Here is an 18,438-nt window from a genome sequence, read left to right on the forward strand (position 1 = left end):
ATGCCGGACCTGCTCTGCATGGGCGAGCCCATGCTGGAACTCAACGCCCAGCCGCCCGGGCCGGACGGCCGGGTGCTCTATCTCGAGGGGCATGGCGGCGACACCAGCAATGCCGCGATCTGCGCCGCCCGGCAGGGGGCCAGCGTCGGCTATGTCACGGCCATCGGCCAGGACCGGCCGGGCGAGAGCTTCGAGCGGCTCTGGGCGGCCGAGGGCGTGGATGCCGCGACCGTCCGCCGCGATCCGGAGGCGCCGACCGGCCTCTATGTCGTGACGCACGATGCGCGCGGCCACGCCTTCACCTTCTACCGCAGCAACAGCGCCGCCAGCCGCTACGCCCCGCGCGACGTGCCGGAGGCGGCGATCCGCCAGGCCCGCATCCTGCACGTCTCCGGCATCAGCCAGGCGATCTCAACCAGCGCCTGCGACGCCGTCTTCCACGCCATCGCCGTCGCCAAATCGGCCGGGGTGAAGCTCTCCTACGACACCAACCTGCGCGCCTCGCTCTGGCCCGCGGCGCGCGCCGCGGCGGTGATCCACGCCGCCATCGCCCAGGCCGACATCGCCCTGCCCTCGCTCGACGACGCCACGGCGCTGACCGGGCTGACCGAGCCGGAGGCGATCGCCGATTTCTATCTCGGCCTCGGCTGCCCGTTGGTGCTGCTGAAGCTGGGCAAGGAGGGGGTCCTGCTCGCGCGCCCGGGGGCGGAGCGCATCCGCATCCCGCCGCACCGGGTGGCGGCGGTGGATGCGACCGGCGCCGGGGACGCCTTCGCCGGCGCCTTGCTGGCCCGGCTGCTGGCCGGCGACGACGCCCTCGCCGCGGCGCGCTATGCCAATGCCTGCGCGGCGCTGGCCACGACCGGCTATGGCGCGGTGGCGCCGCTGCCGCGACCGGAGGCGGTGCGGGCCCTCATGGCGAAGGCGGCGACGGCGGCATGATGCATCGGCACCCCGATCCGCAGCCCGGCCGCCGCCGCCGCCGCTGGCTGCCCGCCGCCGCCCTGCCGCTGCTCGCCGCCTGCGCCGGGTTCGGCCTGCCGGCGGCACCCGAGCCGGATGCCGAGGCCTTCACGGCGCGCGCCTCGGGCATCGGCATGCTGGTCCGCGCGGCGCATCTCTGCAGCGTCCCGCTCTCCCAGACGGCGCAGGACCGCGCGGCGCGGATCGAGGTGGCGGCGATCGCCTGGAAGCAGTCGCAGGGCGGCACCACGGCCCGCGACGCCTTCCTCCGCGGCATGGCGCCGCCACGCTTCGACAACCGCACCCGCAAGACCGAGCGGGAGGAGTGGTGCGATGCGCGGCGCGGCACGGTGCGCGAACTCGACGGCCGCCTCACCGGCCCCGAGGGCGATACGCTGATCGGCCAGGCCGAGGCGGTGCAGCGGCGCGCCGGCTAGACCATGATCCGCTCACACAGGGTCGCGGATCATGGTCCAGGCCGTTGCTTGATCGCGTGAGTCACGCTGTTCGGTGAGTCCGCCTCAAGCGATCACGCTCTACACCTCCCCACGAAGCCGCGTCGCGGCATTGCGGGGGCCCTGAAGGCCCCCCCTGTCCAAGAACCGTCACCGCCTGCCGCGGCGAAGCCGCGGCAGGGCAGCGGGCAGCGACGGTTCTGACAGGCGCTTCAGGGGTCAGGCAGCCTCAGCGATTGGCGCCCGGCCGCAGCCGCAGACCGGGACGCAGCCGGGTGAAGGGCAGCACGGCGGGATCGGCCACCACCGGGCCGGGCGCCGCCACCACGATCACCTGCTCGGCGATCGGCTGGAAATGCGCCCGGAAATGCACGCTCGACTTCAGCGCGACGATCTTCTGCGCCGCCGGCTCGATGCCGATATGGGTGAAGAGCGCTTGGTCGAGCGCCTGCGTCTTCCGCGTCACCACGATCACCCGCACCCCCGGCGCGACGCGGATCAGAGCCGTCGGGCCGAGATCGGCCGGATTGCCGCGCGACATCGGCCCGGTCGCGGTGAAGCGCCCGTCGGTCAGCGCCTCCACTACCGCCGTCACCGCGAGCGGCGCGCCGTCGCTCCGGCCGCCGAGCGAGAGCGGCAGGGTGGCGCCCAGCCCCGCCGCATGGCAGGCGGCGGCGCTCTCGGCATCGTTGATCAGCCCGAGCACGGCGCCCTCGGCCCCCTGGCGGATCAGCTCGGCCAGCAGGCCGGTGGTGTCGCCATGGCCGCCGCCGCCGGGATTGTCCTGCGTGTCGGCGAGGACCACGGGCCGCGTCGCGCCGCGCGAGAGGCGGATCGCCTCTGCGACGCCAGCCTCGGCCGTCGCCACGCCGCCGGCGAAATCCGGCTCATGCGCGGCGAACCAGTCGCGCAGGCCGGCGACCGCGGCCTCGGCCGCCTCGGCGCTGTCGGCATAAGCCGCGATGGCCGCGCCGCAGCCGGGGAAATCGGCATAGGGAAAGCCGAAGCAGAAGGCGAGCTCGGCGATGCCGGGCCGCGCCGCCAGCCGCTCCCGCTCAGCGAAGGCGGTCGCCATCGGCGGTACCAGGGTGCATTGCGCGGTGAGCGGGATCAGGTAGTCGATCTCGGCGAAGGCCCGCGCCCAGGGCCGGCCGCGGCGGATGCGCTCGAGCAGCAGCCGCGCCGCCTGCGCCCCGGCCGGCTTCATGTCCACATGCGGGTAGGTGCGGTAGGGCACCAGCGTATCGGCGAGCGCCACCATCTCCCGCGTCATGTTGGCATGCGGGTCGAGGCTCACCGTCACCGGCAGCTCCGGCCCGACCACGGCGCGCAGGCGCCGCAGCAGCTCGCCCTCGGCATCGTCGTAGCCGACCGCCACCATGGCGCCGTGCAGCTCGAGATAGACGCCATCCAGCGGCCCTGCCTCCAGCGCATCGGAGAGCGCGGCGAGCAGCAGCGCCGCGATGCGCTCGAAGGCCTCGGCGCTGACCGGCCCGGCCGGGTTGGCGAAGCACCAGGTGAGCGGCACCAGCTCGGCCCCGGACGCCTCCAGCGCCTCCATGGCGCCGGCGCAGGGCACCGAGGTCGGGCGCAGCGTCTCGATCAGGGTCGCCGGGCGCTGCAGGCCGGGAAAGCCGCCCGGCCGCAGGAACTCGCCCCAGCCGGTCGGCAGCGGCGCGAAGGAATGGCTCTCATGCTGGAAACCGCCGATGGCGATGCGCATCCTGTCTGTCCCTGGCTGGGCGCGCCGCGATGGCCCGCTCCGCCTGCCGGCGGGGGGGGGCACGCCTTCTGTCTCGATCACGCTCCCGGCCGGCGCTGCATGGCCGGCGCCGGGGTCAGCGGCGGACGAGGCCCGCTGTGGCCAGCGCCGCATCCGCCAGCACCTGCATGCCGGCCGTCGCCCAATCCGGCGTGATGCTCTCCGCCTCGTTGTGGCTGAGCCCGCCATGGCAGGGGCAGAAGACCATCACCGTCGGCACCTTGCGCGCCATGTAGACCGCGTCGTGGCCGATCGCGGTCGGCATCTCCTGCCAGGCGAGGCCGCGGGCGATGGCGGCCTCGCGCGCCCGCGCCACCAGCGCCGGGTCGAAGGGCGTGTGCGGCGAGTACCAGAAGGGCGTGACGGTGGCCGTGACCTTGCGCGCCAGGGCGATCTCCGCCGCGCGCGCTGTCAGCGCCTCGCCCATCCGGGCCAGCGCCTCGGGGTCGCTGTGGCGGAAATCGACGCTGAAGAAGACGCGGCCCGGCGCGACGTTGCGCGAGGAGGGATGCACCTCGACCACGCCGACCGTGCCGCGGCCGGGCTCGCCGGCGGGCGAAACCGTGGCGAGCGCGATCTCCTCCACCGCGGCGATCAGCGGCGCCGCCGCCATCATCGCGTCCCGCCGCCCGGCCATGGGCGAGCCACCATGCGCATCCTCCCCCTCGACCACCACCTCGAACCAGTGCTGCGCCAGCGCATGGGTGACGATGCCGACATCGAGGCCCGCATCCTCGAGCAGCCGGCCCTGCTCGATATGCAGCTCAAGATAGGCGCCGACCTGCTGCAGCGCGGCGGGATCGGCGCTACCCTGCCAGCCGATGCGGCGCAGCTCCTCGCCGAAGACGGCGCCGTCCTGCGCGCGCTTCGCCAGCACCTCCGCCTCGGTGAAGAGGCCCATGGCGGCGCCGCTGCCCAGCATCGGCGGGGAGAAGCGGGCGCCCTCCTCATTGGTCCAGTTGACGAGCAGCAGCGGCGCCTCGGTCTCCGCGCCCGCCTCGTGCAGCGCCCGCATCAGCTCGAGTCCGGCCAGGACGCCGAGCACGCCGTCGAACTTGCCGCCCGTCGGCTGGGTGTCGAGATGGCTGCCGATGGCGACCGGCGGGCGCGAGGGATCGCGCCCCTCGCGCCGGAAGACCATGTTGCCGAGCCGGTCGACGGTGAGCGTCAGCCCGCAGGCCTCGCCCCAGCATTGCAGCAGGGCGCGGCCCTCGGCATCGGCATCGGTCAGGGTCTGGCGGTTGTTGCCGCCCTTCGGCGTGGCGCCGATCCTCGCCATCTGCATCAGGCTGTCCCAGAGCCTCTCGCCCGAGAGCGGCAGGTTGTGCGCGACGGGCCCGGTCATCCGACCTTCCCCAGCCGGGTGATGCAGTCGCCGAGCGCCTGGTCGAGGCCCTGCGCCGCCGCCTCGGGCACCGGCCCGGTCCGGGCGAGCAGCAGGTGCCAGGCCATCGGCGCCCGCGGCCGCTGCTCGATCACGAGCGCGTAGTCCGGCGGGCCGGCGGGAGCCGCGGCGCCGGGCACCGGCTGCACCATGGCGCCGTCGCGCCGCAGCACCACCTCGGTCAGAGGCACCTGCTGCGAGACGCAGCCGGCGAGATGCGCCGGGTCCGGCAACAGGATCTCGCCGTCGCGGCGCTGCACCGCGGCGATCGGATCGGGCTCGGCGGCGGGCGGCGCGATGCTGCAGCCGATCAGCGGCAGCAGGGCGAGCGGGACGAGGACGGGATGGCGGCGCGGCGCGCGCGGTCCGGCCGAGGCCGGGGGCGCGCAGCGGGCGCCGGGATCGGGTGGCAGGATCATGCCGGCTCCGTGTTGGCAGGCGGGACTCCACTCCAGAGCCCGGCGGCTGTCCAGCCATGCGGGAGGCCGGTCGGCGCATGGACATGCCTGCGCGCGCTGCTAGCCTCCCCGCCATGCGCGCCTTCCATCATCCCGACCAGGCCCGGCACACGCCGCGCTTCTTCCTCATGCGCGGCACGGTCCGCCCGAATTTTGAGGTGCCCGAGCGCGCGGCCTCGCTGCTCGCCGGGCTGCAGGCGCTCGGCATCGCGCCCGAGATCGCCGCCCCGCCCGAGCCGGCCGCGCTCGCCGCCGTCCACACGCCGGACTATATCGAGTTCCTGGCGACCGCCGCCGCCGCCTGGGCCGGGCTGCCGGAGGCCGGGCCGGAGGTGGTGGCGAATGCGCATCCCTCGCCCGAGATGCTCGCCAACGGCGCCCGGGCCGGCGGCCATGTGATCGGCGATGCCGGCTGGTACACCGCCGACACCGCCTGCCCGATCGGCCCCGGCACCTGGGAGGCCTGCCTCTCGGCCGCAGGCGTCGCCCTCGCCGCCGCCGCCGAGGCGGCCGCGGGGCGCAGCGCCTATGCGCTCTGCCGACCGCCCGGCCACCATGCCTATGCCGCGCGCGCCGGCGGGCATTGCTACGTCAACAACGCCGCCCTCGCGGTCGAGGCGCTGCTGAAGGCCGGCGCCCGCCGCGTCGCCACCCTCGACATCGACAGCCATCATGGCAACGGCACCCAGGGCATCTTCTGGGAGCGCGGCGAGGTGCTCACCGTCTCGGTGCATGGCGACCCCTCGCGCTACTATCCCTGGTATGTCGGCCATGCCGGCGAGCGGGGCGCCGGCCCTGGCGAGGGGCGCAACCTCAACATGCCGCTGGCCATCGGCGGCGGCGACGGGCCCTGGCTGGAGGCGGTGGCGCGCGGCGTGCAGGCGGCGCGCGACTTCGGCGCCGAGGCGCTGGTCGTCTCGCTCGGCTTCGATGCCAGCGAGCACGAGCCGCTGAACGCCCTCTCGGTCACCGCCGACGGCTTCGCCCGGGCCGGCGCGGCGATCGGCGGGCTCGGCCTGCCCTCCGCCATCATCCAGGAGGGCGGCTACAACGTCGATCTGCTCGGCAGCCTGCTGCAACGTTTCCTTACAGGCTGGAGCGAGCGGTGAGCGAGGAGGCCGCGGCGATCCATGCCGCCACGCTCTGCCTCGACACCCATGTCGACATCCGCTGGCCGGAGCCGCCCGATCCGCTGGCCGAGGGCACGATGCGCGTCGATTTCCCGAAGATGGCGCGCGGCGGGCTGAACGCGGTCGTCTTCATCGCCTATGTGCCGCAGGGCAAGCGCGACGCGGCGGGCCACGCCGCGGCGGCGGAGCGGGCGGAGGCGATGCTGCGGCACATCCGCGACCGGGCCGATGGCGCGGCGCGGCGCTTCTGCGCGACCGCCGCCGAGCTGGAAGCCTGCTTCGCCGCCGGGGCGCAGGCGGTGCTCTCGGCGGTCGAGAACGGCTATGCGATGGGCCATGACCTCGGCGCCATCCGGCGCTGGAAGGCGCTCGGCGCCTGCTACCTGACGCTAACCCATGACGGTCACAACGATCTCGCCGACAGCGCCCGGCCGCGCCAGCCGCTCGGCGACGCGCCGGAGGAGCATGGCGGCCTCTCGCCGCTCGGGCGCGAGGCCGTCTCGGCGCTGAACGCGGCCGGCATGCTGGTCGATGTCAGCCATGTCTCGAAGCGCGGCATGATGCAGGCGGCGGAGCTCTCGGCGACCCCGATCGTCGCCACCCACACCGCCTGCCGGGCGCTCTGCGACCATCCGCGCGGCATCGACGACGAACAGCTCGACATGCTGCGGCGGGTCGGCGGCCTGGCCCAGATCACCGCCGTCCCCGCCTTCCTGCAGCGGGTACCGGAGGGGGTGAAGAACCCGGCCGGCGTCGAGGCGATGGCCGATCATGTCGACCATGCGGTGACGCGGATCGGCATCGAGCATGTCGGCCTGTCCTCCGACTTCGATGGCGGCGGCGGCGTCGAGGGCTGGCAGAACGCCGCCGAGAGCCCGGGGCTGAGCGCGGCGCTGCTCCGGCGCGGCTATGGCCGGCGCGAGCTCGGCCTGCTCTGGTCGGGCAACTTCCTGCGGCTGCTGCGCCAGGCGGAGGCGGTGGCACGCTAAGGAGCTGGCCCGGCGCGCTTCGCGTCAGGGTTGCTTGATCGCTTGCCATTGATCGCGTTCATCGTCATGTTCCGCTGTCATGACGATTGCGCGCGTCGCCAGTTTCGCCTTCGCCGGCATCGAGGCCATGCCGGTCGAGGTGCAGGTGCAGATCGCCACCGGGCTGCCGGCCTTCCTGGTGGTGGGCCTGGCCGACAAGGCGGTGGCCGAGAGCCGGGAGCGGGTGCGCGCCGCCCTGGCCGGGCTCGGCCTCTCCCTGCCGCCGAAGCGGGTGCTGGTGAACCTGGCGCCGGCCGATATCGCCAAGGAGGGCAGCCATCTCGACCTGCCCATCGCGCTGGCCGTCCTCGCCGCCATGGACGTGCTGCCGCGCGAGGAGCTGGCGGGCTATGCCGCCCTCGGCGAGCTGGCGCTGGATGGCGGCATCAACCCGGTGGCCGGCGTGCTGCCGGCGGCGCTCGGCGCCTCCGCCCGCGAGCTCGGCCTGATCTGCCCGGCGCCGCAGGGCGGCGAGGCGGCCTGGGCCGGGCGGATCGAGGTGCTGGCGGCGCCCGACCTGCTGGCGCTGATGAACCATTTCCGCGGCGCCCAGGTGCTGACCCCGCCCGAGCCGCCGCGCGCCGATGCCACGCCCTGGCAGGGGCCCTGCCTCTCCGAGGTGAAGGGGCAGGAAAGCGCCAAGCGGGCGCTCGAGATCGCCGCCGCGGGCGGGCACAACCTGCTGATGATCGGCCCACCCGGCGCCGGCAAGTCGATGCTGGCGGCGCGGCTGCCAGGGTTGCTCCCGGATCTCAGCCCGGCCGAGGCGCTGGAGGTCAGCCTCGTCCACTCCATCGCCGGGATGCTGCGGGAGGGAAGGCTGGTCACCCGCCCGCCCTTCCGCGAGCCGCATCACAGCGCCAGCCAGGCGGCGCTCATCGGCGGCGGCAACCGGGCGCGGCCGGGCGAGATCAGCCTGGCGCATCACGGCGTGCTGTTCCTCGACGAATGGCCGGAATTCCCCCGTCCGGCGCTGGAAGCCCTGCGCCAGCCGATGGAGACGGGGCGCGCCACGATCAGCCGCGCCAACCATCACGTCACCTATCCGGCGCGCTTCCAATGCATCGCGGCGATGAATCCCTGCCGCTGCGGCTATCTCGGCGATGCGCCGCGCGAATGCGGCCGCGCCCCGCGCTGCGGCGAGGACTACCAGCAGCGCCTCTCCGGCCCGCTGCTCGACCGGATGGACCTGGCGATCGAGGTGGTGCCGGTGCCGCCGGCCGAGCTCTCCCGCGCCTCGCCCGGCGAGACGACCTCCGTGGTGGCGGCGCGGATCGCCGCGGCGCGGGAGCGCCAGCGCGCCCGCTACGGCGCCGAGGGGCCGCGCTGCAACGCCGCCGCGGAGGGCAGCGCGCTGGAGCACGGCCTGCAGGCCGAGGCCCCGGCCCGCCTGCTCGCCGAGCAGGCGGCGGAGCGGCTGCGGCTCTCGGCGCGCGGCTTCACCCGCACGCTGCGGGTGGCCCGCACCATCGCCGATCTCGCCGGCAGCGCGACGGTGCAGCGGGCGCATGTGGCCGAGGCCCTCGCCTTCCGGCACCGCGGCGGGGCGCGGGTGACGGCCGGCGCGGGCGAGACGCGGCGCCGCGCCGAGGGCTGATGGCCTGAGGCCCCGCCGCCATCTGGCCAGGCCCGGCGCGGGATGCTCTACAGCAGGATCCGCCCATCCGCCCGGCCGCCGAGGGAAGCGCGATGATCCGCCTGGTCCTGCTCGCGCTCCTCGCCCTGCTCGCCGCTGCGCCTGCCCGGGCGCAGCGGCAGATGGTGGCGGCGGCGCATCCGCTGGCCGCCGAGGCCGGGATGGCGATGCTGCGCGCCGGCGGCACGGCGCTCGACGCCGCCATCGCCGCCCAGGCCATGCTGGCGGTGGCCGAGCCGCAGGCCTCGGGTCTCGGCGGCGGCGCGCTGCTGCTGCACTGGGATGCCGGCCGGCGCCACCTCTCCGCCTGGGACGGGCGGGAGACCGCGCCCGCCGCGGCGGGCCCCGACCTCTTCCTCCGCGACGGCCGGCCGATGGGCTTCCACGAGGCGGCGCTGGGCGGCCGCGCCGTCGGCGTGCCCGGCGCCATGCGCATGCTGGAGGCGGCGCATCGCGCCCTCGGACGCCTGCCCTGGCCGCAGCTCTTCGCCCCGGCCATCGCGGCGGCCGAGGCCGGGGTGCCGGTCTCGCCGCGCCTCGCTGGCCTGATCGCCGCCGAGGCCGGGCGTCTGGAGCGCGATCCGGCGGCGCGCGCGGTCTTCCTGCCGGAGGGCCGGCCGCTCGCCGAGGGCGCGGCGCTGCGCAACCCGGACCTGGCCGCGACCCTGCGGGCGGTGGCCGATGCAGGGGCGGATGCCCTGCATCGCGGCCCGATCGCGGAGGACATCGCCGCCGCGGTGCAGGCCGAGCCCAATCCCGGGCTGATGACGGTCGCCGATCTTGAGGGCTATGCGCCGCGGGAGCGCAGCCCGGTCTGCGGCCCCTATCGCATCTGGACCATCTGCGGCTTTCCGCCGCCCTCCTCGGGCGGCGTCACGGTGCTGCAGGCGATGACCATCCTGGCGCATCAGGACATGGCCTCGTTGGCGCCGGGGCGCGCCGATTCGCCGATTCGCGCGCTGGATGCGGCGCATCTGCTCGGCGAGGCCGGCCGCATCGCCTTCGCCGACCGCAACCTCTACCTCGCCGATGCCGACCAGGTGCCGGTGCCGCTGCGCGGGCTGCTCGACCCGGCCTATCTGCTGCTACGGGCGCAGCTCCTCGACCGCGACCGCGCCGGCCTGCCGAAGCCGGGCAACCCGCCCTGGGGCGGCGGCGCGCCGCTCGCCAGCCAGCCGCCGCAGCCGGAGCACGGCACCAGCCATCTCTCCATCCTCGACGCGGCGGGCAATGCCGTGGCGATGACGACGACGATCGAGGATGTCTTCGGCGCCCGCCGCATGGCGCGCGGCATGCTGCTCAACAACGAGCTGACGGATTTCTCCTTCCTGCCGGAGCAGGACGGGCGGCCGGTCGCCAACCGTGTCGGGCCGGGGAAGCGGCCGCGCTCCTCCATGTCGCCGACCATCGTCTTCGACCGGGCGGGCGAGCCGGTCGCGGTGCTCGGCTCGGCGGGCGGGACGCGGATCATCGGCCATGTGGTGCAGGCCTTGGTCGCGATGCTGGACTGGGACATGGCGCCGCAGGAGGCGGTGGCCCTGCCGCGCATCGGCGCCGCCAATGCGACGCTCGAACTTGAAGCGGAGACGGCGGCGGCCGAGCTCGCCCCGGCGCTGCAGGCGCGTGGCTTCCCCATTGCGATCCGCTCGATGACGAGCGGCCTGCACGCCATCCGCATCCGGCGCGGCGCGGCGGGCGTCACGCTCGAGGGCGGCGCCGATCCGCGGCGCGACGGGGCGGTGCTGGCGGAATAGGCACGAAGCGTGCCCTTCGGGAGATTTCCCGCCCACCTGCTTGAACGGAGCGGGCGCTGGCGCTTTTCCCGTTGCCGGGCACGCGGCCGGGGCGCCGCGCGCTGCACCGACCCTGGAGGATCTCGATGACCACTCGCCGCCATTCGGCCGCGCGCGCCGCGCGCCTCGCCCCTCGCCTCACCCTGGCCGCCACCCTGCTGCTCGGCAGCGCCATGGCGGCGCGGGCGCAGGAGACCAAGGAGATCGGCCATGTGAACACGGCGCTGACCAATCTCGGCCTCACCCGCAGCCACCAGATCGTCATCGAGCGCTTCGACGACCCGAAGGTCGCCGGCATCTCCTGCTACATCGCCCAGGCCCGGACCGGCGGCGTCAAGGGCATGGTCGGCCTGGCCGAGGACCCGGCGCGCTTCGCCCTCTCCTGCACCCCGACCGGCCCGGTGGTGCTGAGCGAGGCGGCGCGCCGGAGCGAGAAGGGCGAGCGGGTCTACGAAAGCTCGACCAGCCTCTTCTTCAAGGAGACGCGGGTGCACCGCTTCCTCGACGAGGAGCGCAACGTCGTCGTCTACATGGCCTGGTCGACCAAGCTGGTCGACGGCTCGCCCTACAATGCCGTGGCGGTCGTGCCGATCCGCTGATCGCCGCCGGCGGGGGCCGGGGGCGGGTCCCGCCCCTCCTCGACGGCATGGCAGGCCACCACCGTGCCCACCTGGCTGCGCGGCGGCAGCAGCAGCGGCATCTCCCGCCGGCAACGATCCGCGACCAGCGGGCAGCGGGGATGGAAGGGGCAGCCGGGGGGCGGGTCGATCGGGCTTGGCACCTCGCCGCCGACCGGGATGCGCTGGCGCCCGGTCATCTCCAGGTCCGGGATCGCCTCCATCAGGGCGCGGGTATAGGGGTGGCGCGGCGCGGTGAAGAGCGTCTCGGCCTCCGCCAGTTCGACCAGCCGGCCGAGATACATCACGCCGATCTGGTCGGAGACCTGCCGCACCACGGCGAGGTTGTGGCTGATGAAGAGATAGGTCAGGCCGAGCCGCGCCTGCAGGTCCTTCATCAGGTTCAGGATCTGCGCCTGAACCGAGACGTCGAGGGCGCTGGTCGGCTCGTCGCAGACCAGGAATTCGGGATGCGAGGACAGGGCGCGGGCGATGGAGATGCGCTGGCGCTGGCCGCCGCTGAACTCGTGCGGGAATTTCTCGCCATCCAGCGGCGAGAGGCCGACCTGGGTCAGCAGCTCCGCCACCCGCGCCCGCTGCGCCGCCGCCCCGGAGACCAGGCCGAAGGCGCGGATCGGCTCGGCGATGATGTCGAGCACCCGCCAGCGCGGGTTGAGCGAGGCATAGGGGTCCTGGAAGATCATCTGCATCCGGCGCCGCTGCGCCGCATCGGCGCGCGCCTGCTCGAGCGGCAGGCCGTCGAAGCGGATGCCGCCGCGCGAGGGCGGGTAGAGGCCGACCACCAGCCGGGCGACGGTGGACTTGCCGCAGCCGCTCTCGCCGACGAGGGAGAGGGTGGTGCCGCGCGGGATCTCGAAGGAGACGCCGTCGACCGCCTTCAGGCTGCGCCGCCCCTCCCCGGCCAGCAGCCGCTGCAGCAGCGGCCGGGAGACGTCGAAATGCCGCGCCAGGTCCTCGACCGCGAGCATGACCGTTGCCGCGGGGCGCGGCGCCTCCCTGCCCTCAGCCATGCCGCAGCAGCTCCGGCGCCTGCTTCTCCGAGGCGGGATCGTAGAGCCAGCAGGCGGCGCGCGTGCTGCCGGTCTCGATCAGCTCCGGGCGCTCATGACGGCAGCGGTCGAAGACATGCGGGCAGCGCGGGTTGAAGGCGCAGCCCGGCGGGATGGCCGAGAGCCGCGGCATGGCGCCCTCGATGCCCGAGAGATGCGCCACCTTGCGATCGAGCGGCGGGATGGAGGCCATCAGCCCGGCCGAATAGGGGTGCTTCGGCGCCTTCACCACCGCCCGCACCGGGCCGATCTCGGCGACGCGCCCGGCATACATCACCGCGACCCGGTCGGCCGTCTCGGCGATGACGCCCATGTCGTGCGTGACCAGCATCATCGCCGTGCCCTTCTCCCGCGCCAGCCGCTTCAGCAGCGCGATGATCTGCGCCTGAATGGAGACGTCGAGCGCCGTGGTCGGCTCGTCGGCGACGACCAGGATCGGCTCGGCGCAGAGCGCGAGCGAGATGACCACGCGCTGGCGCATGCCGCCCGAGAATTCATGTGGATAGCTGTCCACCCGCTGCGCCGCCGCCGGGATGCCGACCATCTCGAGCCAGCCGATCGCCCGCTGCCGCGCCTCGCGGTCCGAGAGGCCGAGATGCGCCTGCATGGTCTCGATGAGCTGCCGGCCGACGGTGTAGAGCGGGTTCAGCGTGGTCAGCGGGTCCTGGAAGATGGCGCCGATCTGCCGGCCGCGGATGCGCCGCAGGCGGTCCTGGGGCAGGGTGTCGATCCGCTCCCCCTGCAGCCGGATCTCGCCGCCCGCGATGCGGCCGGGCGGCTCGAGCAAGCCGATGATGGCGGCGCCGGTCATCGACTTGCCGGCGCCGGATTCGCCGACCACGCCGAGCACCTCGCCCGGCGCGATGTCGAAGGAGACGCCATCGAGCGCCGTCAGCACGCCGCGCCGGGTCGGGAACTGCACCCGCAGGTCGCGGACGGAGAGCACCGGCCCGGTGATGGGGGCGGCGGCCGGCATCAGCGGAGCCTCGGGTTCAGCGCGTCGCGCAGCCAGTCGCCGAGCAGGTTCACCGAGAGCACCATCGCGATCAGCGCGGCGCCGGGGAAGATGGTGATCCACCACTCGCCGCTGAAGAGGAAGTCGTTGCCGATTCTGATAAGGGTGCCGAGCGAGGGCTGGGTCGGCGGCACGCCGACGCCGAGGAAGGAGAGCGTCGCCTCGGTGATGATGGCGCTGCTGAGGCCGAGCGTTGCGATCACCAGCACCGGCCCCACCACGTTCGGCAGCACGTGGGTCAGCATGATGCGAAGCTGCGAGATGCCGATGACGCGGGCGGCGAGGACGTATTCCTTGTTGCGCTCCACCAGGGTCGAGCCGCGCACGGTGCGGGCGAATTGCGGCCAGGCGCTGATGCCGATGGCGAAGATGACGACGAAGAGGGCGATGCGGTCGTGCAGCTCCCGCGGCAGGGCGGCGCGCACCACGCCATCGACCAGCAGCGCGATGAGGATGGAGGGGAAGGTGAGCTGGATGTCGGCGATGCGCATCAGCACGCCATCCGTCACGCCGCCGAGATAGCCGGCGAGCAGGCCGATTCCGACGCCGACCAGGATCGAGAAGACCACCGCCGAGACGCCGACCAGCAGCGAGATGCGGGCGCCGTACATGATGGCCGAGAGCATGTCGCGGCCCTGGTCGTCGGTGCCGAGCGGGTAGAGCAGGTCGCCCTCGGCCGACCAGGATGGCGGCTTGAAGGCGTCGCCGAGGTTGAGCGTCGCCAGGTCGAAGGGATCGTGCGGCGCCAGCCAGGGCGAGAGCGCCGCGCCGAGGATGCAGACCAGCGCCACCACGGCCGAGAGGATGGTGACGGGCGAGCGCCGGAAGGACCACCAGAGGTCGCTGTCGAGGGCGCGCGAGAGGGCGGCGGCGACGGCCATCTCAGTGCCCCCCCGCCGCGCCGCGGCCGATCCGCAGCCGCGGGTCCACCAGGTAGTAGAGCAGGTCCACCACGAGGTTGATGGTGACGAAGACGAGGGCGATGAGCAGCAGATAGGCCGCCATCACCGGGATGTCGGCGGCGCCGACCGACTGGATGAAGAGCAGGCCCATCCCCGGCCACTGGAACACCGTCTCGGTGACGATGGCGAAGGCGATGATGCCGCCGAGCTGCAGCCCGGCGATGGTGATCACCGGCACCAGCGTGTTCTTCAGCGCATGGCCGAAATTGATGGCGCGGTTGGAGAGGCCGCGGGCGCGGGCGAACTTGATGTAGTCGGTCCGCAGCACCTCCAGCATCTCCGCCCGTACCAGGCGCATGATGAGGGTGAGCTGGAACATGCCGAGGGTGATGGAAGGCAGGATCAGCGCCTTGAGGCCGGAGAGGGTGAGCAGCCCGGTGCTCCACCAGCCGAGTTGCACCACGTCGCCGCGGCCGAAGCTCGGCAGCCAGCCGAGCCAGACCGAGAAGACCAGGATCAGCAGGATGCCGATGAGGAAGGTCGGCAGCGAGACGCCGATCAGGCTGAAGGTGAGGAAGGCGCGGCTGAGCCAGGAATTGCGGTAGAGGCCGGTATAGACGCCCATCGGCACCCCGACGAGCAGCGCCACCAGCGCGGCGCAGAAGGCAAGCTCGAGCGTCGCCGGGGCGCGTTCGGCGATCAGCTCCGCCACCGGCCGCGACAGGCGGTAGGACAGGCCGAAATCGCCCTGCAGCGCATGCCCGACGAAGGTGGCGAATTGCACGAAGAAGGGCTGGTCGAGGCCGAGATCGTGCACCAGCTGCACCCGCTGCGCCTCGGTGAAGTCCTGGCCGAGCATGATCGCCACCGGGTCGCCGACATAGGCGAACATGGCGAAGCTGAACAGCGCGACGACCAGCATGACCGGGATGGCCTGCAGGATGCGCGAGAGGATGAAGGCGGCCATCTAGCCGCGGCCCCCTGCCGGCCCGCTGGCCACCTGCCGCCGCGTGCCGGCCGCCGCCGGAGCCTCGGCCCGCGGGATCGCCCCTGCCCGTCTCCACATCGTCCCGTCTCCCGCCGCGGCCCGGCGTTCCGGCTTCCGCCTCGTCAAGTCTCCCGTTGAATCTATAGGCTCCGGCGACGCCGCGCGGAAAGGCCTCACCCGGTGCCGCCGGCGGGGGGCGCGGGTTCCCCCGCCCAGTCCTTCAGCAGGTTGAACCCGACCGCGAGCAGAACCGGGCCGAGAAACAGGCCGAGGAAGCCGAAGGCGAAGACGCCGCCGAGCGCGCCGAGCAGCGTCAGCAGCAGCGGCAGGTCGGCGCCGCGGGCGATCAGCCAGGGGCGGATCACGTTGTCGGCGCTGCTGATGCCGAAGGTGCCGTAGAGGCCGAGGAAGATCGCCCAGCCGGTCCGGCCGTCGGCGAGCAGCCAGAGCGTCGCCGGGATCCAGACCAGCGGCGCGCCGACCGGGAAGATGGAGATGCCGCCCGCGACGACGCCGAGCAGCGCCGGCCGCGGCACGCCGGCGAGCCAGAGGCCGAACCAGGTCATCACCCCTTGCGCGACGGCGGTGCCGAGCAGCCCGTAGACCACGCCGCGGGTGACGTCACCGGTGAGCTGCACCAGGTGCCGCGTGCGCTCGCCGGCCAGCCGCGCCAGCGCCGCCTCGCTCCGCTGCGCGATGGCCGGCCCGTCGCGGTAGAAGAAGAAGGCGAGGAAGATGGCGACGAGGACCTCGGCGATGCCGGAGAGCAGGGCGAGCAGCAGGCCGAGCATCGCCTGGGCGAGGCTGCCGGCATAGGGCGCGATCAGCCCGGCGAGGCCGGACAGGCCGAGATCGACGCCCGCGAGGTAGTCCTGCAGCCAGGGGCCGACCAGCGGCAGGCGGCTCAGCCAGTCGCCGATGCCGGGCAGGCCCTCGGTCAGGAAGCGCTCCACCGCGCCGCGGATGCCCTCGATATCCTCGCGCGAGGTCGGGGTGGCGTAGACCAAGGGCAGGCCGATGAGCAGGAATTCCACCACCACCATCACCAGGGCGGCGGCGCCGGGCGAGAGGCCCAGCTTCTCGCGCAGCAGCCGGAAGGCGGGCCAGGTCGAGTAGACCAGGATCGCTGCCCAGAGCAGCGAGGAGAGGAAGGGCCGCAGCACCAGCAGGCAGCCGGCCGCGAGCAGGAGCGCGCCCAACAGCCCGAGAAGGCGCACCGGATCGGACTGGCCAGCCTGCATCATCCCCTCCCTGCGCCTCGCCCCTGCGCCTCGCCCCTGCGCCTCGCCGCGGCATCCCGACCGGCCGCCGCAGGATATCGTGCCGTGACGGCAACGGCATCCCCGGCCGTGGCCGGCCCCGCCGCAGTAGCCAGTCCGGCACGGCACGGCTAGCTTCCGCAGCCCAACGGGGGGAGTTCTGGCGCCATGCCGCGTTTCGCCGCCAACCTGTCGATGATGTTCAACGAGGTCCCCTTCCTCGACCGCTTCGCCCGCGCCCGCGCGGCCGGCTTCGCGGCGGTGGAGTTCCTCTTCCCCTATGAGCATCCGGCCGCCGAGATCGCGCAGCGCCTGAAGGATCACGGGCTGCAGCAGGTCCTGTTCAACGCCCCGCCCGGCGACTGGGGCAAGGGCGAGCGGGGCATCGCCGCCCTGCCCGGCCGGCAGCAGGAATTCCGCGAGGGGGTGAAGCGGGGCCTCGACTACGCCGCCGCCCTTTCCTGCCCACGTCTGCACCTCATGGCCGGCCTCGCCCCGGCCGGCGTGCCGCGCGACACGCTGCTCGCCACCTATGCCGCCAACCTCGCCTGGGCGGCGGAGGAGTGCGGCAAGGCCGGGGTGAAGCCCGTGATCGAGCCCATCAATCACCGCGACATCCCCGGCTTCTTCCTCAACACCATGGCGGAAGGGGCGGCGATCATCGAGGCGATCGGGCCGGAGCGACTCGGCCTGCAATTCGACCTCTATCACTGCCAGATTACCGAGGGCGACATCGTCAAGCGGGTGGAGAAGCACCTGCCGCTGATCGCCCATATGCAGGTGGCCGACAATCCGGGCCGCAACGAGCCGGGCACCGGCGAGGTGAACTGGCCCTTCGTCTTCCGCCGCATCGACGAGCTCGGCTTCCGCGGCTGGATCGGCTGCGAATACCGCCCGGCCGGCGAGACCGAGGCCGGCCTCGGCTGGTTCGCCCCCTATCGGCAGGCCTGAGCCCGGCCCGCCCCACCCGCCCGCAGCGCAAGGATTATACGTAATGAAGATCGGCTTCATCGGCCTCGGCATCATGGGCAAGCCTATGGCCGGCCATCTCAAGGAAGCGGGGCATGAGATCATTGTGCCCGAGCGTAAGAGTCTCGGCGCCGACGAGCGCGGCGCCTTCACCGTCGTCCCGGATTCCAAATCCGTGGCCGCCGCCGCCGAGGTCATCATCCTGATGGTCCCCGACACCCCGGATGTCGAGGCGGTGCTGTTCGGCGCCGAGGGCGTGGCGGCCGGCCTCTCCAAGGGCAAGCTGGTGATCGACATGAGCTCGATCAGCCCGACCGCGACCAAGGGCTTCGCCGAGCGGATCAACGCCCTGGGCTGCGACTACCTGGATGCCCCGGTCTCCGGCGGCGAGGTCGGGGCCAAGCAGGCCAGCCTGACCATCATGGTCGGCGGGCCGGAGGCGGCCTTCGAGCGCGCCCGGCCGCTCTTCGACAAGATGGGCAAGAACGTCACCCTGGTGGGCCCGAACGGCGCCGGGCAGACCACCAAGGTCGCCAACCAGATCATCGTCGCCTTGACCATCGAGGCGGTGGGCGAGGCGCTGGTCTTCGCCAGCAAGGCGGGCGCCGACCCGGCCAAGGTGCGGCAGGCGCTGATGGGCGGCCTCGCCACCTCCCGCATCCTCGAGCTGCACGGCGAGCGGATGATCAAGCGGACCTTCAATCCGGGCTTCCGCATCGTCCTGCACCAGAAGGACCTGAACCTGGCCCTGCAATCGGCCAAGGAGCTCGGCGTCGCCCTGCCCAACACCGCCTCGACGCAGCAGCTCTTCTCCGCCTCGGTTGCCGCCGGCAATGGCGGGCTCGACCATTCGGGCCTGGTGAAGGCGCTGGAGACGCTCGCCGCGCATCCGGTTGTGGCGGATCCGAAGTCCTGACGTTTCACGCGAGCACGACGCCCGATTGCGCGTCGGTGCTCGCGGACTTCGCGCAATGCTTGCAATGATCGCGGAAAGCGTGCAGATTTTTTG

17 protein-coding genes are annotated in these 18,438 nt (G+C 73.3%); 9 read left to right on the forward strand and 8 right to left on the reverse strand.

Translation table 11 applies throughout. The features are described 5' to 3' along the window. Both HJG45_RS11905 and HJG45_RS11910 read left to right on the forward strand, forming a co-directional pair. Complete coding sequence (locus tag HJG45_RS11905; protein WP_171612338.1) at positions 1 to 942, forward strand: sugar kinase; 942 nt, start codon at positions 1 to 3, stop codon at positions 940 to 942. Then, positions 939 to 1,400 (forward strand): hypothetical protein, encoded by a 462-nt coding sequence (locus HJG45_RS11910; RefSeq protein WP_171612339.1) that lies wholly within the window; start codon positions 939 to 941, stop codon positions 1,398 to 1,400. Before HJG45_RS11905 ends, HJG45_RS11910 begins: the two co-directional genes overlap by 4 nt. A gap of 247 nt (positions 1,401 to 1,647) precedes the next feature. On the opposite strand, the gene HJG45_RS11915 is transcribed toward HJG45_RS11910, so the two are convergent. From HJG45_RS11915 to HJG45_RS11925, 3 genes are all read right to left on the reverse strand, one after another. Then, entirely contained in the window at positions 1,648 to 3,141 is a 1,494-nt protein-coding gene (locus HJG45_RS11915; RefSeq protein ID WP_171612340.1) for a M81 family metallopeptidase, read from the reverse strand. Between the two features lie 115 nt (positions 3,142 to 3,256). Continuing rightward, complete coding sequence (locus tag HJG45_RS11920; RefSeq protein ID WP_171612341.1) at positions 3,257 to 4,525, reverse strand: Zn-dependent hydrolase; 1,269 nt, start codon at positions 4,523 to 4,525, stop codon at positions 3,257 to 3,259. Further along, positions 4,522 to 4,983 (reverse strand): hypothetical protein, encoded by a 462-nt coding sequence (locus HJG45_RS11925; protein ID WP_171612342.1) that lies wholly within the window; start codon positions 4,981 to 4,983, stop codon positions 4,522 to 4,524. Before HJG45_RS11925 ends, HJG45_RS11920 begins: the two co-directional genes overlap by 4 nt. Before the next feature lie 113 nt (positions 4,984 to 5,096). Here HJG45_RS11925 and HJG45_RS11930 point away from each other — a divergent pair, with 113 nt between their 5' ends. From HJG45_RS11930 to HJG45_RS11950, 5 genes are all read left to right on the forward strand, one after another. Beyond that, on the forward strand, positions 5,097 to 6,131 hold the full coding sequence (locus HJG45_RS11930) for a histone deacetylase family protein (protein ID WP_171612343.1): 1,035 nt from the start codon (positions 5,097 to 5,099) through the stop codon (positions 6,129 to 6,131). Beyond that, positions 6,128 to 7,141, forward strand: a complete 1,014-nt coding sequence (locus HJG45_RS11935; protein WP_171612344.1) for a membrane dipeptidase — start codon at positions 6,128 to 6,130, stop codon at positions 7,139 to 7,141. Before HJG45_RS11930 ends, HJG45_RS11935 begins: the two co-directional genes overlap by 4 nt. 79 nt (positions 7,142 to 7,220) lie before the next feature. Then, positions 7,221 to 8,777 carry a YifB family Mg chelatase-like AAA ATPase gene (locus HJG45_RS11940; protein WP_171612345.1) on the forward strand — a complete coding sequence of 519 codons (1,557 nt, stop codon included), beginning with the start codon at positions 7,221 to 7,223 and terminating at the stop codon, positions 8,775 to 8,777. A gap of 92 nt (positions 8,778 to 8,869) precedes the next feature. Beyond that, positions 8,870 to 10,570 carry a gamma-glutamyltransferase gene (ggt, locus tag HJG45_RS11945; RefSeq protein WP_171612346.1) on the forward strand — a complete coding sequence of 567 codons (1,701 nt, stop codon included), beginning with the start codon at positions 8,870 to 8,872 and terminating at the stop codon, positions 10,568 to 10,570. Positions 10,571 to 10,695: 125 nt separating this feature from the next. Next, on the forward strand, positions 10,696 to 11,208 hold the full coding sequence (locus HJG45_RS11950; RefSeq protein ID WP_171612347.1) for a CreA family protein: 513 nt from the start codon (positions 10,696 to 10,698) through the stop codon (positions 11,206 to 11,208). Here the strand turns inward: HJG45_RS11950 and HJG45_RS11955 are convergent. The 5 genes from HJG45_RS11955 to HJG45_RS11975 all read right to left on the reverse strand — a co-directional run bounded on the left by HJG45_RS11955 (position 11,175) and on the right by HJG45_RS11975 (position 16,442). Then, positions 11,175 to 12,257: an ABC transporter ATP-binding protein gene (locus HJG45_RS11955; protein ID WP_171612348.1), complete on the reverse strand. Its 1,083-nt coding sequence runs from the start codon at positions 12,255 to 12,257 to the stop codon at positions 11,175 to 11,177. The two genes, HJG45_RS11950 and HJG45_RS11955, sit on opposite strands and share 34 nt — an antisense overlap. Beyond that, positions 12,250 to 13,272, reverse strand: a complete 1,023-nt coding sequence (locus HJG45_RS11960; RefSeq protein ID WP_171612349.1) for an ABC transporter ATP-binding protein — start codon at positions 13,270 to 13,272, stop codon at positions 12,250 to 12,252. Before HJG45_RS11960 ends, HJG45_RS11955 begins: the two co-directional genes overlap by 8 nt. Further along, positions 13,272 to 14,192 carry an ABC transporter permease gene (locus HJG45_RS11965; RefSeq protein ID WP_171612350.1) on the reverse strand — a complete coding sequence of 307 codons (921 nt, stop codon included), beginning with the start codon at positions 14,190 to 14,192 and terminating at the stop codon, positions 13,272 to 13,274. Before HJG45_RS11965 ends, HJG45_RS11960 begins: the two co-directional genes overlap by 1 nt. A 1-nt stretch (position 14,193) precedes the next feature. Next, on the reverse strand, positions 14,194 to 15,180 hold the full coding sequence (locus HJG45_RS11970; protein WP_171612351.1) for an ABC transporter permease: 987 nt from the start codon (positions 15,178 to 15,180) through the stop codon (positions 14,194 to 14,196). Positions 15,181 to 15,374: 194 nt separating this feature from the next. Beyond that, a complete protein-coding gene (locus tag HJG45_RS11975; RefSeq protein ID WP_254452458.1) occupies positions 15,375 to 16,442 on the reverse strand; it encodes an AI-2E family transporter in 1,068 nt (355 codons plus the stop codon). A 186-nt stretch (positions 16,443 to 16,628) separates the two neighbouring features. Here HJG45_RS11975 and otnI point away from each other — a divergent pair, with 186 nt between their 5' ends. Continuing rightward, positions 16,629 to 17,411 carry a 2-oxo-tetronate isomerase gene (gene otnI / locus HJG45_RS11980; RefSeq protein ID WP_171612353.1) on the forward strand — a complete coding sequence of 261 codons (783 nt, stop codon included), beginning with the start codon at positions 16,629 to 16,631 and terminating at the stop codon, positions 17,409 to 17,411. Positions 17,412 to 17,454: 43 nt separating this feature from the next. Then, the gene (locus HJG45_RS11985; RefSeq protein WP_171612354.1) at positions 17,455 to 18,345 is read left to right on the forward strand and encodes a 2-hydroxy-3-oxopropionate reductase; all 891 of its coding nucleotides are present in this window, start codon (positions 17,455 to 17,457) and stop codon (positions 18,343 to 18,345) included. Positions 18,346 to 18,438 lie beyond the last annotated feature (93 nt).

The organism is Roseicella sp. DB1501, from assembly GCF_013112485.1.
In the GTDB taxonomy this organism is placed as follows: Bacteria; Pseudomonadota; Alphaproteobacteria; order Acetobacterales; family Acetobacteraceae; genus Paracraurococcus.

What these genes read in the sequence shown, in the direction of transcription:
- HJG45_RS11905 (WP_171612338.1), top strand. Translation starts at nt 1, where the DNA reads ATGCCGGACCTGCTCTGCATGGGCGAGCCCATGCTGGAACTCAACGCC.
- HJG45_RS11910 (WP_171612339.1), top strand. Translation starts at nt 939, where the DNA reads ATGATGCATCGGCACCCCGATCCGCAGCCCGGCCGCCGCCGCCGCCGC.
- HJG45_RS11915 (WP_171612340.1), bottom strand. Translation starts at nt 3,141, where the DNA reads ATGCGCATCGCCATCGGCGGTTTCCAGCATGAGAGCCATTCCTTCGCG.
- HJG45_RS11920 (WP_171612341.1), bottom strand. Translation starts at nt 4,525, where the DNA reads ATGACCGGGCCCGTCGCGCACAACCTGCCGCTCTCGGGCGAGAGGCTC.
- HJG45_RS11925 (WP_171612342.1), bottom strand. Translation starts at nt 4,983, where the DNA reads ATGATCCTGCCACCCGATCCCGGCGCCCGCTGCGCGCCCCCGGCCTCG.
- HJG45_RS11930 (WP_171612343.1), top strand. Translation starts at nt 5,097, where the DNA reads ATGCGCGCCTTCCATCATCCCGACCAGGCCCGGCACACGCCGCGCTTC.
- HJG45_RS11940 (WP_171612345.1), top strand. Translation starts at nt 7,221, where the DNA reads ATGACGATTGCGCGCGTCGCCAGTTTCGCCTTCGCCGGCATCGAGGCC.
- ggt (WP_171612346.1), top strand. Translation starts at nt 8,870, where the DNA reads ATGATCCGCCTGGTCCTGCTCGCGCTCCTCGCCCTGCTCGCCGCTGCG.
- HJG45_RS11950 (WP_171612347.1), top strand. Translation starts at nt 10,696, where the DNA reads ATGACCACTCGCCGCCATTCGGCCGCGCGCGCCGCGCGCCTCGCCCCT.
- HJG45_RS11955 (WP_171612348.1), bottom strand. Translation starts at nt 12,257, where the DNA reads ATGGCTGAGGGCAGGGAGGCGCCGCGCCCCGCGGCAACGGTCATGCTC.
- HJG45_RS11960 (WP_171612349.1), bottom strand. Translation starts at nt 13,272, where the DNA reads ATGCCGGCCGCCGCCCCCATCACCGGGCCGGTGCTCTCCGTCCGCGAC.
- HJG45_RS11965 (WP_171612350.1), bottom strand. Translation starts at nt 14,192, where the DNA reads ATGGCCGTCGCCGCCGCCCTCTCGCGCGCCCTCGACAGCGACCTCTGG.
- HJG45_RS11970 (WP_171612351.1), bottom strand. Translation starts at nt 15,180, where the DNA reads ATGGCCGCCTTCATCCTCTCGCGCATCCTGCAGGCCATCCCGGTCATG.
- HJG45_RS11975 (WP_254452458.1), bottom strand. Translation starts at nt 16,442, where the DNA reads ATGCAGGCTGGCCAGTCCGATCCGGTGCGCCTTCTCGGGCTGTTGGGC.
- otnI (WP_171612353.1), top strand. Translation starts at nt 16,629, where the DNA reads ATGCCGCGTTTCGCCGCCAACCTGTCGATGATGTTCAACGAGGTCCCC.
- HJG45_RS11985 (WP_171612354.1), top strand. Translation starts at nt 17,455, where the DNA reads ATGAAGATCGGCTTCATCGGCCTCGGCATCATGGGCAAGCCTATGGCC.